Here is a 15,543-nt window from a genome sequence, read left to right on the forward strand (position 1 = left end):
CAATGCGTACCAATTATTTTTCAATTCTCTTTCTTTCTATTGTTCTTTTTGCCTGTAATTCAGGTGATGATGTAGTGCTTTTTGAAAAATTAGATGCAGAAAAAACGCACATCGATTTTTCAAATAATATCACAGAAACGAAGGATTTCAATATCCTAGATTATCTCTATTTCTACAATGGAGGCGGAGTTTCGTCTGGTGATATCAACAATGATGGCCTGGTAGATTTGTTTTTTGTGTCAAACCAAGGCAAAAACAAATTGTACCTGAACAAGGGAGATATGCAATTTGAAGACATCTCCGTGAAGGCAGGAATCGAAGGATTCTCTGACTGGAAAACGGGGGTGACGATGGCCGACGTAAATGCGGATGGCTTTTTGGATATCTACATTTGTGCGGTAGGGAATTACAAAGGTTTAGAAGGGTCGAACGAGTTATACATCAACAACGGTGACAATACGTTTACAGAGAAATCGAATGAATTCGGTTTAGATTTCACCGGATTCTCCACTCAAGCGGCCTTTTTTGATTACGATAAAGATGGCGATTTAGACTGCTACTTATTGAATCACGCCGTGCACAACACGCGTTCGTATGACCGCGTCAATACGCGTTCGTTGAAAGATAACGAGGCGGGCGATTATTTATACCGAAACGATGGAGGCAAATTCGTAGATGTGTCGAAAGAGTCTGGCATCTACCAAGCGGCAATGGGTTATGGTCTAGGAATTTCGGTGGCGGACATTAACAACGATGGCTGGTTAGATATCTACGTGAGCAATGACTTTCACGAGGATGATTATTACTATATCAATCAAAAGGACGGTACTTACAAAGAAGGTATTCGCGATCACTTCAAGCACTTGAGTCGCTTCTCGATGGGTTCAGATGTGGCGGATATTAATAACGATGGCTTTCAAGATGTGATGACCTTGGATATGTATCCGGATGACGAGAAAGTGGAGAAATCGTCTGTGGGAGAGGATCCTTTGGACATCTACATGTACAAATTACAGTTCGGTTATTTCAATCAATACAGCCGTAACTGTCTTCAGTTAAATATGGGAGGCCAAAAATTCTCCGACATCGCTGCCTCTTCCGGAGTTGCCGCGACAGATTGGAGTTGGTCGACTTTAATGAATGACTATGATGGCGATGGCATTAAAGATATCTTCATCTCGAACGGTATTTTACGCCGCCCGAATGACTTAGATTATTTGAAATTCGTCATTGGCGATTCGCTGCATTATGGTTTGCCTACGTCGGAGAAATTAGATCAAGAAGCCATCGATTTGATGCCGGATGGCCGTGTACACAATTACATTTTTAAAGGCGCGAAGGATTTACGTTTCGTAGATAAATCAATTAAATGGGGCTTTGAAGAAAAAGGCGTTTCGAACGGATCAACGTATGCGGATTTAGACAACGACGGTGATTTGGATTTAGTGACAAACAACTTGAATGAAAAGGCAAGTGTCTACCAAAACAACAGCCGCCAATTATTGAAGCATAATTTCGTCAATGTTAAATTCAAAGGTGATGGCGGAAATACGTTTGGTATAGGGGCAAAGGTCATCTTGAAAACGAAAGACGGACAGCAATTGCAGCAGATGATGCCCACGCGTGGTTTTATGAGTTCGGTAGAGCCTACTTTACTTTTCGGTATCGGAGATTTACAGCAGGTGGATGAGATGCTCGTGATTTGGGAGAATGAAAAAATGCAGATCATTAAGAATCCTAAGATTAATACCACGTTAACGATGGAGCAAAAGAATGCGAACGTAAATGTGAAAGATTACGTGTTCTCTGCGCCGGTGAAGCCACTTTTTGCGGAGGTGACGGCCGGAATAAATGTGCCGTACCAGCACCAGGAAAATGTGTATTTCGATTTCAATCGCGAGCTTTTAATACCTTTCAAGGTATCGATCGAAGGACCGAAAATTTCGGTGGGTGACGTGAATGGAGATGGTCTGGAAGATGTGTACCTGAGTGGTGCGAAATACCAGGCAGGTCAATTATTGCTTCAGAAAGGTGCTGGCTTTGTGGTATCAAATCAGCCCGTATTTAAGGCAGATTCATTATATGAAGATGTGGATGCCCTGTTCTTTGATGCAGATGGAGATACGGATTTAGATTTGTATGTGGTAACCGGGGGAAATGAATTCTTTGACAAAATGCCGGAGCAATTCGATCGTTTGTATACGAATGATGGCAAAGGGAATTTCACCCGCGCCTTGAATGCCTTACCTCCGATGTACGATAATAAATCAGTGGTTCGTCCTTGCGATATCGACCGCGATGGAGATATGGATTTGTTTGTGGGTGGCCGTGTCGTAGGTTATTCGTATGGCGCTTCGCCGCGTTCTTATTTATTAGTGAATGACGGTAAGGGGCACTTTGCAGATAAGACTGTTGCACTTGCTCCGGAATTGCGTGAGGCGGGGATGTTGACGGAGGCGATTTGGGCAGATATTGATAAAGATGGAGATCAAGATTTAACCGTGGTGGGTGATTGGATGCCGATTAAGACCTTTGAAAATAACAAAGGGAAATTCAAATTAATCGAGAATGGACTGGAAGAGAAGACGGGATTCTGGTCAGGTATAACGGCGGCGGATTTTGACAAAGATGGCGATATGGACTTCATCATAGGAAATCTAGGGACGAACACGAAGCTTCGCAAGGACTTAGAGGGTCAGTTGCGGATGCAGATTAAGGACATCGATAAAAATGATACCAAAGAGCATATCGTATCGTATAACCGTGGGGATGATTGGTTCCCGATTAATAGCAAGGATGAGATGGGAAAACAGATTCCAAGTATCATCAATAAGAAATATACGGCCTACCATATGTTCGCGGGTAAGACGGTGGAGGAGATTTTTGGCGATAAGGAATTAGAGGGTGCGGAGGAAAAACGCGTGAATACGTTTGAATCTGTTTACTTGGAAAACCAAGGAAACAAGACCTTCAAAATGGTAGCGCTTCCTCCATTAGCTCAGGTTTCTAAAATCATGGTCATGCGCACGGAGGATGTGGACAAAGATGGAAACCTGGACGTGATCGTGGGAGGTAACTTTAACGGCGCTTCGATGTACCAGGCGCGTTATGATGCCTTCTTTGGGCTAATCCTGAAAGGCAATGGGAAAGGCGGGTTCAAACCACTTATCCCCACAGACACAGGTTTGATGCTCGAAGGCGACATTCGCGACATAAAACAGGTGAAGACTACCGCTGGAATCTTGTACCTAGTGGCTCGTAATAACGATAAACTCCAGGTGTTTAAGAAATTATAGGATGCGCAATCTGCTGGCAATCGCCCTCTTCTCGGTACTAGCCTATGGCTTGCCCAGCTGCTCGAACAAAGCAGCGGAGGGGAAAGAGCTAGCAAAAACCTATTGTGCCTCTTGCCACTTGCTTCCGGATCCCGCGAGTTTACCTAAAAATGTGTGGCAGTATAGCACCTTGCCCTACATGGGAATCATGATGGGGGTGAATAAGGAGATCGGGATGTTGGAAAAACCGCTATCTGATTACACGATTCTAGGTCCAGGTTCGCAGATGATTCCAGATGAAGACTGGGAAAAGATCAAGGCCTATTATTTAGAGGAGGCGCCCAAAACTTTGGAGATGCCTGCTTATATTCCTTTGCCTTCGCAGACTCTATTCGAAGCAGAACCCATCGTAGCCACCTTGCCCGGTACAACTTTGCCTAATATGACAGCCGTCAGAATAGATGCGCGACGTCATCAAATCACCGCAGGGGATCAATCGAATCGCGTGATTTGGAAGTGGGATGCGGCGGGAAAATTACTCGAAACTAAGAAAGATCAAGATGCCTTGACAGATATTACTCTGTTAGGTTCCGAAACCTTGTATACGTTCATCGGGACCACGACACAGGCCAATCCGGACGTGAATGGATTCGTAAGCCAAGCGACGACAGGTAAGAAATTAGTGCAAGGATTGAATCGCCCGATTGGTTTGGTGTCAGCTAACTTGGATGCGGAAGCAGGCGATGAATTGATCACGTCTGAATTCGGATTTAAGGTGGGTGGAATGAGTGTCTGGAAGTTGGATAAAGGCACGTACAAAAAACAGGTGTTGAATCCGCAAACTGGGGCGACGAAGACGATTGTTCGCGATTTTACGGGGGATGGTCGTCTCGATATTTTGGCGCAGTTTGCGCAGGGTGATGAGCGTATTTTGCTCTATGAGAACTTAGGTGGATTGAAGTTCAAAGAAAAACAACTACTTCGTTTCCCCTCTATCTATGGATCCTCTTCGTTCGATGTCGTGGATATCGATGGGGACAAGGACTTGGATATCATTTATACGGCAGGGGATAATGCCGATTTTACGACGGTTTTAAAGCCATACCACGGGATGTATGTTTTCGAAAATACGGGTGGATTTACATTCAGACAAAAAGCCTTTTTCTCTCAAAACGGCGCCACCAAAGTAATGCCCGGCGATTTTGACGGCGATGGCGATGCGGACTTGATATCGATTGCCTTGTTCCCAGATGTGGCGGCTAGACCGGGCGAGGGGGCGATGTATTTTGAGAATAAAAAAGGAACCTTTGTTCCAATGACTTTACCCATACAACACTTGGGTCGCTGGTCTGTGATGGACGTGGCGGATCTGGATGGAGACGGTGATTTAGATGTGGCGTTGGGTTCCCACGCGGTGGCTAAATTCCCACAAGGAGGATTTGATCCTCAATGGAAGCAGGCAAAAGGTCTGCTCATCTTACGAAATAAAACAAAATGAAACTAAGCCTAAGGGTAATCCTATTATTGCTACTCTGTGGCCCATTGACTTTTGCCCAACGCAAAGGTTATGTCATCTTTAGTGGAAAAATTGTCGATGTAGAGAATAAAGCACCCATTGCTGGAGCTTCGGTCTTTTTCTCTGGCTCCTCTGCCGGGGGAACCTCTGATTCGCTTGGGCAGTTTACTGTCACGATTGCCGCTAGATCCTATCAAGTCATAGCGAGAAGTCTAGGCTATAAGTACAAAACCTTTCGCTTAGATCTCTCTAAAAACACCCAAACAACCATCGAATTAGAACGCTCCGAGCAATTATTAGGCGAGGTGGTCATCACAGCGGAAAAGGCAGATGCGAACGTGAACCGAGCCATGATGGGGGTGGAGAAGATGTCTTCCAAAACCTTGAAAAAACTGCCTACCTTAATGGGTGAGGCCGATGTGATTCGTAGTATTTTATTGTTGCCCGGGGTATCGACCGTAGGCGAGGGCGCCTCAGGATTCAACGTCCGAGGTGGTAATGTGGATCAAAACCTGGTCTTGTTAGACGGTGTTCCCTTATTTAACACCTCCCATTTATTCGGATTCTTCACCGGTTTTAATGCCGATATGGTCCAGGATTTGAGCTTGTACAAAGGTGGTATTCCCTCCATGTACGGCGGTCGCGCTTCATCCGTTTTAGATGTGCGCGTGAAGGAAGGCGATTTTGAAAAATGGTCATTGCAGGGTGGCGTGGGACCCATTTCATCTCGCATTTTAGTGGATGGACCTTTAGTGAAAGGAAAAACATCTTTAATCGTGGGAGCCCGCGGTTCTGTTTCGGACTTTTATCTGAAGTATTTCCCTAATCCGAGTCTAGCGAAAAGCAAGGCGGATTTCTATGATGTGAATTTTAAGTTGACACATCGATTTGGGAAGAACCAGCGCATCTCTTTATCCGGTTATGCGAGCAATGATGGATTCAAATTTGCGCAGGATACCCTGTATTCTTGGAACACGAAGGCGTTAAGCTTTAAACACAATGCCTTATTGAAGGGTGATTTGTCTCATAATTTTACGGCTTTTTATAGCGATTATACCTATGGGATTGAGGGCCAAAAAAGTGGCTTGGAATTCCTTTGGAAACCATCCATCATCCAAACCTCCGTTAAGGAAGAGTTGAGCAAGGACTTAGGTAAATATGGTCGCCTGGATGCGGGTGCAGAGTTATCGGCCTTTACGAATGATGCAGGTAGTTTCTTACCTAATTCGTCCTCTTCTAAGGTAGACAAATTCGCGATGTCCACCGAGCATACCCGGGAGATGGCGGCCTATCTAGGCCACAGTTTACCACTTGGCAAGAAATTGAGTTTAGATTATGGACTTCGCTATGCGTCTTATCAATTGTTAGGGCCAGGTGATTTCTACCAATATAAACTAGGGACACCTCGTGAAATCAATACGATTACGGACACGCTGAGTGCAGCTTCTAATGAGGTAGTAGCTACGTATGGTGGATTCGAACCGCGTCTTTCGTTCGCTATTAAATTAGACACAAGTTTCTCGATCAAAATCGGTTTCAACCGCATGCAGCAGTTCCGCCACTTATTGTCGAATACGATGGCCGTTTCGCCCTCTGATATTTGGAAGAATTCGAATCAACAAATTCCTCCCCAAATCGCAGATCAATATTCCATCGGTTTCTTCAAGAACTTCACGAATGCTTCAAACGCCGTTTTCGAAACCTCCGCAGAATTCTATTACAAGAATTTAAACAACGTGGTGGATTATGTGGATGGAGCGCAATTATATTTGAACCCGACGGTGGAGACACAATTATTAGTGGGTAAGGGTTTAGCGTATGGGGGAGAATTCTTCTTGAAAAAGTCACGCGGCAAGCGATTGACCGGTTGGATTTCGTATACCTATGCAAGGACGTTTAGAACGATTCAGGCGAATGAGAATCAGAAAGAAGCGAATTTTGGGATTCAATTCCCGGCGAACTTTGATACGCCACACACCTTTAAATTTGTGTTGAATAATCGCTGGACAAATCGCATCTCATTCAATGCGAACTTTACCTACACGACGGGTCGCCCGATCACGTATCCGAATGGTCGTTACAAGATTTATTCGTTTAATGATTTGTACGACTATGCGGTGGCGACAGGGATATTTCCGCGACCAGGTTTGGCACAATCATCGTATACCTACAACGGAACGACGTACACCTTTTTGCAGCCTAAAGAAATCAAAGAACTGTTAGATGGCTATTCCACCGCCTCGTTCACGTTGCGAAATGCAGAGCGAATCCCAGATTACATCCGCTTAGACGTGGGGATAACGATTGATCCCAAACCAGGTAAGCGCTGGCAAGGCAGCTGGAACTTCTCGATCTATAACTTATTAGGTCGCCAGAACGCCTATTCCGTTTACTTCCGTTCCTCGACCGGCGAAATTAACCAAGCGAAAACTTTCCAATTGTCGGTTTTGGGCGCCGCGATTCCATCTATCACTTATAACTTCAAATTCTAATGAGACACTTACTCTTATTTTTCTGTGCCTTGTTTCTTTTGAGTTCTTGCGAGACGGAGATCGAGGATTTTCAAACCCAAAACGTGAGTTCAGCCATCGTGGTCTACGGTGAAATTTCGAATGTAGACGGTCCCTATAACGTGCGCTTGAACTACGTGAGTGCTTATTCTCCCTACGACGCGACGCAGTTTTCTGGTCAGCCCATCACAGATGCCAATGTGCGCATTGTGGATGGTAATGGGAAGGAAACGGCCTATTATGAAAAGAGTAAAGGCTATTATTTGAGTCCAGTCGGTTTTAAAGGCGAGGTAGGCCAAAAATACAAATTACGCATTAAGCTTTCAGGGGGAAAAACCATTGAATCGAATTTTCAAACGATTAATGCCGCTCCAGAATTGGCTGAATTTTCGTATTCTTTTAAGGATGCGACTAAAGTGGAAGATATGCGCTTTCCACTAACGGCAAGTATCAAGGATCCCAAAGCCACCGAAGATTTTTATTTCGTGAAGCGCCAGGACTTTAGACAGTTTTTATTAACCTGTCCTAATCCGCCACCACCACCCGCTCCCGTTCCAGCCTGCAATTGCAAATGCTGGCAAGCTCCGCAGAACACGCAGCCTTATTTACTCGATGATTTTTTGCTCAGCGGTAAGAATTTATCTTTGGATTTAGGTCAGCTTCCTTATGAGGATTTGACGGATTGGGTGGTGCAATTAGATGTCTATTCGGTATCTAAAGAAACGCATACCTATTGGAAACGATTAGAGGATCAGCGCAAGTTAAGTGGGGGGATTTTTGATAAGGTGCCTGCTCAGGTGATCGGTAACTTAACCTGTACAAGCGATCCTTCACAGGAGGTTTTGGGCTATTTTATGGTGGGCGGATTAACGCAGAAGCGATTGAGTGTAGACCGCTTTAATGGGATTCCTACAGAGGCTTATCAGAAATTATTGTTTTATGTAGACTTCCAAAATGTGCGCTACAAAGACATCCCCCTTTGGAATTGCAAAGACGCCGCTTTTATCAAATATAACCTCGGATATTCCTTGCCTCCATTATAAATATAGTATGCTTGCATAATAGTTTTTTTCTCTGCAAATTTGTTACAACCTAAACGTTATAACCATGGCAAAAGAATACGACCGTCGCAACCTAGACTTTATTTTAAACGAGGTTTTTGATACTGCTTCTCTTTGTAACTATCCTCGATACGCGGATTATACCCCTGATATGTTTACAATGGTATTGGATTCAGCCGATGCCATCGCGGAAAAATATTTACGTCCCATCTATGTGGAATCGGATCGCAAAGCGGCTGAATTAGTGGATGGCGTCGTCCATGTTCACCCTGGAATTGAGCCCTACATTAAGGAGATGGGGGAGTCCGGAATGATCGGTTGTACCTTTGATCTAGAACATGGTGGTCAGCAAGTGCCATCGATGATCGGTGGGGCACACGAATTCATTCGCGGTGCGGCACACAATTCAGCGGTCATGTTTACGGGATTATCCCATGGGGCTGCTCACTTAATTGCCTCTTTTGGTTCCAAAGAATTAGCGGATACTTACGTTCCTAACATGCTTTCTGGCAAGTGGACTGGTACGATGTGCTTAACAGAGCCACAAGCCGGAAGTTCATTGAATGATGCGTCTACCTCCGCTAAGGATTTAGGGGATGGAACCTATGCCATCAAAGGACAAAAAGTATTCATTTCAGGAGGGGATAATCACTTCTCAGAAAATATCATTCACCTGGTTTTAGCCCGTTTAGAAGGCGCTCCAGCGGGTACGAAAGGAATTTCTCTTTTCGTTGTACCTAAGAAGCGGATTGAAAATGGAACATTGGTGAACAACGAAGTGGTTTCTATGGGCGTCTACCATAAGATGGGCCAAAAAGCGACCCCAGCCCTCCACCTCTCTTTTGGGGATAAAGGTAATTCTATCGGCTATTTAGTGGGTGAACCTAACAAAGGTTTGTCATACATGTTCCAAATGATGAACGAAGCTCGTTTAGGGGTGGGAATGGGTGGAGCCTACATCGCATCTGCTGCCTACCACGCTTCTAAGCAATACGCGAATGAGCGTGCACAGGGTCGTTTATTGACGAATAAAGACCCGCATACGCCGCCTACCTTAATTAAAAACCACCCGGATGTGCAGCGCATGTTGTATTTCCAAAAAGCGATCGTCGAAGGCTCGATGGGCCTATTATTCCAATGTTTTATGTGGGATGATTTAGCAAAAAGCTTAGAAGGGGAAGCAAAAAAAGAAGCCCAAATGATGCTCGACTTGATGACTACCGTAGCTAAAACCTATCCTGCAGAGATGGGGACTCAGGCGGTTAATCAAGGATTGCAAGTTTTAGGAGGCTACGGATACACCGAAGATTTCCCTTTAGAGCAAATGGCCCGCGACGTACGGATTATGTCGATCTATGAAGGAACAACCGGTATTCATGGTTTGACTTTATTAGGTCGCGGTATTCCCGCGAACAACGGAGCGGCTTTGCAGACCTTAGGAAAGTTAGTTTACGCAGACATCGCTGTGGCAAAAGGCCACGAAAACCTAAGCAAATATGCAGAGATGTTAGAAAAAGAACTGGAGAATCTGACCAAAGTGACGATGCATAAATTAGGCTTCGCGATGAAAGGCGAAATCGAAGTGTTCTTAGCGGATTCGACCTTGTATATGGAGTTGTTCGGCTTGATTACTGTCGCTTGGCAATGGTTGAAGCAAGGTCACGTGGCGGCTGCTGCCTTAGCCAAAGGTGGGTTAAACGCAGAAGATGAAGCTTTCTACAAGGATAAGATTCACACGATGAAATTCTTCTACCACTACGAGGTGCCTAAGGCTTTGGGTTTATCGAAGCGTTTGATGGATGAAGAAGTTTTGACTATTTTTGATCACAAATAAAAAGTATTATGTTTAAAAAACACGTATTCCTGGGTCTAGCGTTGTTATTATCAACTGCTGCGTTAGCTCAAAGTAAGTATTCCGCTTACGAATTGTTTCATCCGCTTTGGAATTATGGACCTGTATCTCCTATGCGTTCTGCGGCGGGTGTTCCCGGACCAGGCTACTGGCAGAACTCGGCAGATTATAAGATTGCCGTTTCATTAGACGATGTCGCGAATAAAATCACGGGCGATGTAGAAATTACCTATAAGAATAATTCCCCTGATAAGCTGCCGTTTTTGTGGTTGCAATTAGACCAAAATAGTTTCAATACGCAGTCTCGCGGAGGCAAGACGACGCCTATTTCGGGTGGTCGTTTTGGGAATTTAGCTTTCCAAGGTGGGTATAAAATTGAGAGCGTAACGATCGATGGTAAGCCAGCTAATTTCATTGTGGAGGATACGCGGATGCAGATTCGCTTGGCTTCTCCTTTGGCAGAAAAAACAGGAACAGCTAAAATCAAAATCGTTTATTCATTCACTTCACCGGAGAATGCTTCGGATAGAATGGGTATCCAGCAAACGAAAAATGGCGCGATCTACACGGTAGCGCAGTGGTTCCCCCGCGTTTGTGTGTACGATGACATCGAAGGATGGAACGTATTGCCTTATTTAGGAGCTGGGGAGTTTTATTTAGAATACGGTAATTTCGAATATTCAATCAATGCCCCGGCATCACACATCGTGGTGGGTTCAGGTGAATTGTTGAATCCGACAGAAGTATATACGGCTGATCAGGTTAAGAAATGGGCTGCAGCTGCGAACTCAGAAACAACGGTCGTGATTCGTTCGGCGGCTGAGGTTACAGATCCAGCTTCTCGTCCGGCGAAAGATCGCTTGACTTGGAAATTTAAGTGCAACAATGCGCGTGACGTTGCATTTGCGTCATCGAAATCATTCATTCTGGATGCATGTCGTATCAATTTACCTAGCGGCAAGAAATCGATGGCCGTATCGGTTTATCCGGTAGAATCAGATGGCAAAGAGGCTTGGGCACGTTCATCAGAATACGTGAAAGCATCGATTGAGCATTATTCGAATTGGTTATATGAGTATTCGTATCCGGTAGCTACGAACGTCGCTGGTATCGTTTCTGGTATGGAATATCCGGGCATCATTTTCTGTGGCTATAAGGATAAAACAGCTTCATTATGGGGCGTGACGGATCACGAATTTGGCCATAACTGGTTCCCTATGATTGTGGGTTCTAATGAGCGTAAATTCGCCTGGATGGATGAGGGTTTCAATACCTTTATCAATTTCTATTCGACGGATGCTTTCAATAAGGGCGAATACAAGAACCGTAAATTTGATATGCACACGATGGCGAAATCGATTTTCCGCGAAACCGCAGATCCAATTATGTCGATTCCTGATGTGATTCAAACCCGTAACTTAGGAATGGAGGCTTACGGTAAACCTGGTTTTGGCTTACGTATCTTGCGTGAAAATATTTTAGGTGCTGATCGTTTTGATTATGCTTTTAAAAATTATATCAACAAATGGGCTTTTAAACACCCGACTCCAATGGACTTCTTCCGTGCAATGGAAGATGGTGCTGGTGAGGATTTAGGTTGGTTCTGGAGAGCTTGGTTCTATGAACTTTGGAAACTAGATCAATCGGTGAAAGACGTAGATTACGTAGAACAAGATCCTGCAAAGGGGGCTGTGATTACGATCGAAAACTTAGACAAGATGGCTATGCCAGCAGTGGTGGAAGTGGAATTAACGAGCGGAGAAAAAGAACGCTTTACGTTCCCGGTGGAGATTTGGCAGAGAGGTTCTAGCTGGACGTTCCGCACTTCAACGAAGCTACCAATTAAATCGGTGGTGATCGATCCAGATCATTCATTTCCGGATATGGATTCGAAGAATAATACGTGGAAGCCGCTGAGTGTTCGCTCAAGGTAAGAAATGAAAAAGGCCCTTTATGGGCCTTTTTTTATGATAAAATCTATAAGTCGTAGTTGGAAATTAATGATTTTTTTCAATTCAAGAATCGTTTCCTCGTAAGTAGGTTCAATTAAATTATAAGAATTTATTTCTTTAATTTTCGATTCAAAAAGCTCTACTAATGGTACTTCAAGGATCTGAGAAATAATAAGTAGTGTTTCATACTTAATTTTAGTTTGTTGATTTTCGATTTTCGAATATGCTGTTTGAGATATCTCTAATTTGTTAGCAATATATTCTTGTGAAATACCAAGTTTAGATCTAATTTTCCGGATTTGATCGCAAGGGTGTGTCATTTTATTAGTGGTTATTTATTCTAAATGTACGAAACCCATTTGTTTTAATTACTTAAGTTATAATGCTATAACTTATATTTTTTGGTGGACATAATTTTCAACCCATATTTGAAAAAAAATCAAATATGAAAAATCCACTAATACTATTTATTTACCTGTTTTCATTCAGCACCTTATTTAGTTGTCAAGATGAATTAGGAGGAATAAAGCCACAAAATGCCCTAAAAGGGCAATTGATCCCGTTAGAAAAACGACCCAATGGCGTTGCAATCATTTTTAAATCTACTGAAGAGATGATTGAGTTTTTATCTATTTTAGAAAAGGATAAATTAACCAAAACTGATTCTGTAAAACTAATTAGTCTTAGTTTAAGCTCAATGAGTGATTCAATAAGGCAAACATTTTTTAATCGTTACAATTCAGAAAACAAGTTACAATTGTTGGGCAATACAGATGATATGGAAATTTGTACTGATTGTGTAAATAAAAATCCTAAAGGATTTATTAGATACAATTTGGATTGGTTGAGAAATTTTTCTGCAAATTTTACATGGAACAAAAACGGAGAAGTTGATAATGTATTTTCTCGTTTAGATGGTTTTTTCTTTGGTGGGTCTTACGTGCAAGATTACTGGAATCAATTTGGGAATATTCAACCAAATGGTAATATTCAATTAATAATTGGTGGACATTGGGAAATAATAGTCTCTGTTAATGGATCTTTAAATTTTGGTTATTCACATCCTATGGAAGAATTGTATATAACCTATAACACTTTAACCGGAGTCTATTCAATTTCTTCAGTTAAACCTTCAGCTTGGAAAATACACTAATCATGAAATATCTATTCCTACAATCGCTTTGGCTCGGAGAATTAATCTCTGTATTTATTTATGTACTTGTACTATTATTTATAGTTCAAGTATTTCGTTGGTTTTACCTTCGATTTAAATAACTACCCTTTTAAAATCCTCCCGATATCATTCGCCTTTCCTAATTCTTCTTTCAGTTTTTCATAGCTGCCAGAAAGCATCAGGCCTTTGTATTTCAACAGGGTGTTGATGTATTCGTCCAAAACGTCGAGCAGATTCTCTTGGTTTTGGTGGAAAATTTGGCTCCAGGTTTCAGGGGAAGATTTCGCTAGACGCACGGTGGATTCGAAACCGGTGGAGGCTAGTTCGAAAATGCGGGCTTCGTTTTTTTCTTTCTCCAGTACCGTATTTGCCAAAGCAAAGGAACAGATGTGCGAGATGTGTGAAATATAGGCCGTGTGCATGTCGTGCTCGATGGATCCCATATAGATGAGGTTCATCTCTAAGCCGCTGCGGTATAAATCTTCAATCAAAGCAACGGCAGCAGGGTCACTGAGTTCTTTATCGCAAATGACACCTCGTTTACCCACGAACAAGCCTTGAACAGCTGCTTCAGGGCCCGAGAACTCGGTTCCGGCCATCGGGTGAGTGGAAACGAACTGAGCTCTTTTCGGGTGGTTCTTTAAAGCCTCGAAAACCGGGGTTTTGGTGGAACCTACCTCGATGATCACTTGCCCAGGTTTTAGCGCATCCAATACCGATGGAATTAAAGCCACTAACAGATCAACTGGGATCGCGCAAACGAAGACGTCTACTTGATCGATGGCCTCTTGCCAAGAGGCGATGCGGTCAACGAGTTTTAAGGAAAGGGCCTTTTTCTGGTGTTCGGGATTGGTATCAATACCGATGATCTCGGATGCCCAGCCACTCTTGCGAAGACCGAGTGCGATGGATCCACCAATTAATCCGATACCGATGATGCCTACTTTAGGAGATGCCATTGCTGTGGTTTTTGATGCGATCAATCGCTTGTGAGAAAACGGATTCTTGTGCGCAAAGCGAGATACGGATGTAGCCGTCGCCTTGTGTTCCAAAGATTCCGCCCGGCGTAATGAACACCGCGTTTTCGTCTAATATTTTATCAGAAAGTGCGTAGCCGGAGTTGAATGTGGCTGAGATTTTGGCCCAAACAAACATCCCCGACTGTGCCGGATCATACACGCAATCGAGTAAATCCAATAAGTCAAATACGAGTTTCTGGCGCGAACGGTAAATGCGATTCTGATTCTCAAACCACGCGCTGTCAGCAGAAAGAGCTTTAACGGCTGCCTGTTGCAAAGGCAAGAACATCCCAGAATCCATATTGGATTTGAACTTCAAGACCGGTGCTAGAAACTCCGCTTTCCCAAAAGCCGCCCCAATTCTCCAACCCGCCATATTGTGGGACTTCGAAAGGGAATTTAATTCGATCGCGACATCCTGCATCCCCGGAATGGACAGCATGCTCATCGGCTTCTCGTTCAGGATGAAGCTATAGGGGTTATCATTGACTAATAAAATCGCATGGCGAATAGCGAAATCGCGCAACTCCGTGAAGAATTCCACCGTTGCTTGTGCACCGGTAGGCATGTGCGGGTAGTTGACCCACATGATTTTGACTTTGGAAAGATCACGCTTTTCTAACGCCTTTAAATCAGGTAACCAACCCGTGGAGGCTGATAATTCATAGCTTTCTACCGTCGCACCGGCTAAAGAGCAAGCCGCCGAATAAGTAGGGTAGCCCGGATTAGGGATCAAGGTCACGTCGCCTTTCTCTAAATAGGCCATCGCGATGTGCATGATACCTTCTTTGGAGCCGATCAAGGGCAGAATCTCAGAAGCGGGATTAACCGTAACGCCATAATGCTTCGCATAAAATGAGGCGAAAGCCTCGCGCAAAGCGGGAATACCTTGGTAACCTTGGTAGGCATGGTTGGCTGGATTTGCCGCGCTTTCTGTCAATGCCGCGATGGTCTCAGACGATGGGGCTAAGTCTGGAGATCCAATACCTAAGTTAATGATAGGTACGCCGGATTCCTTTAAAGCCGCGATCTGCTTCAATTTCTTAGAGAAATAGTATTCCTCCACGCTGTTTAAGCGGCTCGCCGCTGTGATGTGTAAGCTCATAAAACAAAAAACCGACGTAAAGTCGGCTGATATAATTGACAAAAAACTATATAACCGATTAGGCAGCGTTGTAATAACC

General features: G+C 43.7%; 10 protein-coding genes. 7 read left to right on the forward strand and 3 right to left on the reverse strand.

All coding sequences use genetic code 11. The features are described 5' to 3' along the window. Window positions 1–2: 2 nt before the first annotated feature. The 6 genes from EWU21_RS01175 (at window position 3) to EWU21_RS01200 (ending at window position 12,148) form a co-directional block, all read left to right on the forward strand. A complete protein-coding gene (locus EWU21_RS01175) occupies window positions 3–3,296 on the forward strand; it encodes a VCBS repeat-containing protein (protein WP_130894963.1) in 3,294 nt (1,097 codons plus the stop codon). A gap of 1 nt (window position 3,297) precedes the next feature. After that, on the forward strand, window positions 3,298–4,773 hold the full coding sequence (locus tag EWU21_RS01180; RefSeq protein WP_130894964.1) for an FG-GAP repeat domain-containing protein: 1,476 nt from the start codon (window positions 3,298–3,300) through the stop codon (window positions 4,771–4,773). Next, window positions 4,770–7,283, forward strand: coding sequence for a TonB-dependent receptor (locus EWU21_RS01185; RefSeq protein ID WP_130894965.1), 2,514 nt, complete (start codon window positions 4,770–4,772; stop codon window positions 7,281–7,283). The genes EWU21_RS01180 and EWU21_RS01185 overlap by 4 nt, the downstream gene beginning before the upstream one ends. Then, window positions 7,283–8,344, forward strand: a complete 1,062-nt coding sequence (locus EWU21_RS01190; RefSeq protein WP_130894966.1) for a DUF4249 domain-containing protein — start codon at window positions 7,283–7,285, stop codon at window positions 8,342–8,344. The genes EWU21_RS01185 and EWU21_RS01190 overlap by 1 nt, the downstream gene beginning before the upstream one ends. Window positions 8,345–8,408: 64 nt before the next feature. Then, on the forward strand, window positions 8,409–10,196 hold the full coding sequence (locus tag EWU21_RS01195; protein ID WP_130894967.1) for an acyl-CoA dehydrogenase: 1,788 nt from the start codon (window positions 8,409–8,411) through the stop codon (window positions 10,194–10,196). Window positions 10,197–10,204: 8 nt separating this feature from the next. Beyond that, the gene (locus EWU21_RS01200; protein ID WP_130894968.1) at window positions 10,205–12,148 is read left to right on the forward strand and encodes a M1 family metallopeptidase; all 1,944 of its coding nucleotides are present in this window, start codon (window positions 10,205–10,207) and stop codon (window positions 12,146–12,148) included. A 17-nt stretch (window positions 12,149–12,165) separates the two neighbouring features. Here the strand turns inward: EWU21_RS01200 and EWU21_RS01205 are convergent, their stop codons facing one another. Further along, a complete protein-coding gene (locus tag EWU21_RS01205) occupies window positions 12,166–12,486 on the reverse strand; it encodes a helix-turn-helix domain-containing protein (RefSeq protein WP_130894969.1) in 321 nt (106 codons plus the stop codon). Window positions 12,487–12,611: 125 nt separating this feature from the next. Between EWU21_RS01205 and EWU21_RS01210 the strand changes: the two genes are divergently transcribed. Then, the gene (locus EWU21_RS01210; RefSeq protein WP_130894970.1) at window positions 12,612–13,319 is read left to right on the forward strand and encodes a hypothetical protein; all 708 of its coding nucleotides are present in this window, start codon (window positions 12,612–12,614) and stop codon (window positions 13,317–13,319) included. 122 nt (window positions 13,320–13,441) lie between these two features. Here the strand turns inward: EWU21_RS01210 and EWU21_RS01215 are convergent, their stop codons facing one another. Together EWU21_RS01215 and EWU21_RS01220 are read right to left on the reverse strand one after the other, a co-directional pair. Next, window positions 13,442–14,299 carry a prephenate dehydrogenase gene (locus tag EWU21_RS01215; protein ID WP_130894971.1) on the reverse strand — a complete coding sequence of 286 codons (858 nt, stop codon included), beginning with the start codon at window positions 14,297–14,299 and terminating at the stop codon, window positions 13,442–13,444. Beyond that, complete coding sequence (locus EWU21_RS01220) at window positions 14,286–15,464, reverse strand: pyridoxal phosphate-dependent aminotransferase (RefSeq protein WP_130894972.1); 1,179 nt, start codon at window positions 15,462–15,464, stop codon at window positions 14,286–14,288. The genes EWU21_RS01215 and EWU21_RS01220 overlap by 14 nt, the downstream gene beginning before the upstream one ends. Window positions 15,465–15,543: the final 79 nt, after the last annotated feature.

Origin of the sequence: Aquirufa antheringensis (assembly GCF_004307425.1) — a bacterium.
In the GTDB taxonomy this organism is placed as follows: Bacteria; Bacteroidota; Bacteroidia; order Cytophagales; family Spirosomataceae; genus Aquirufa; species Aquirufa antheringensis.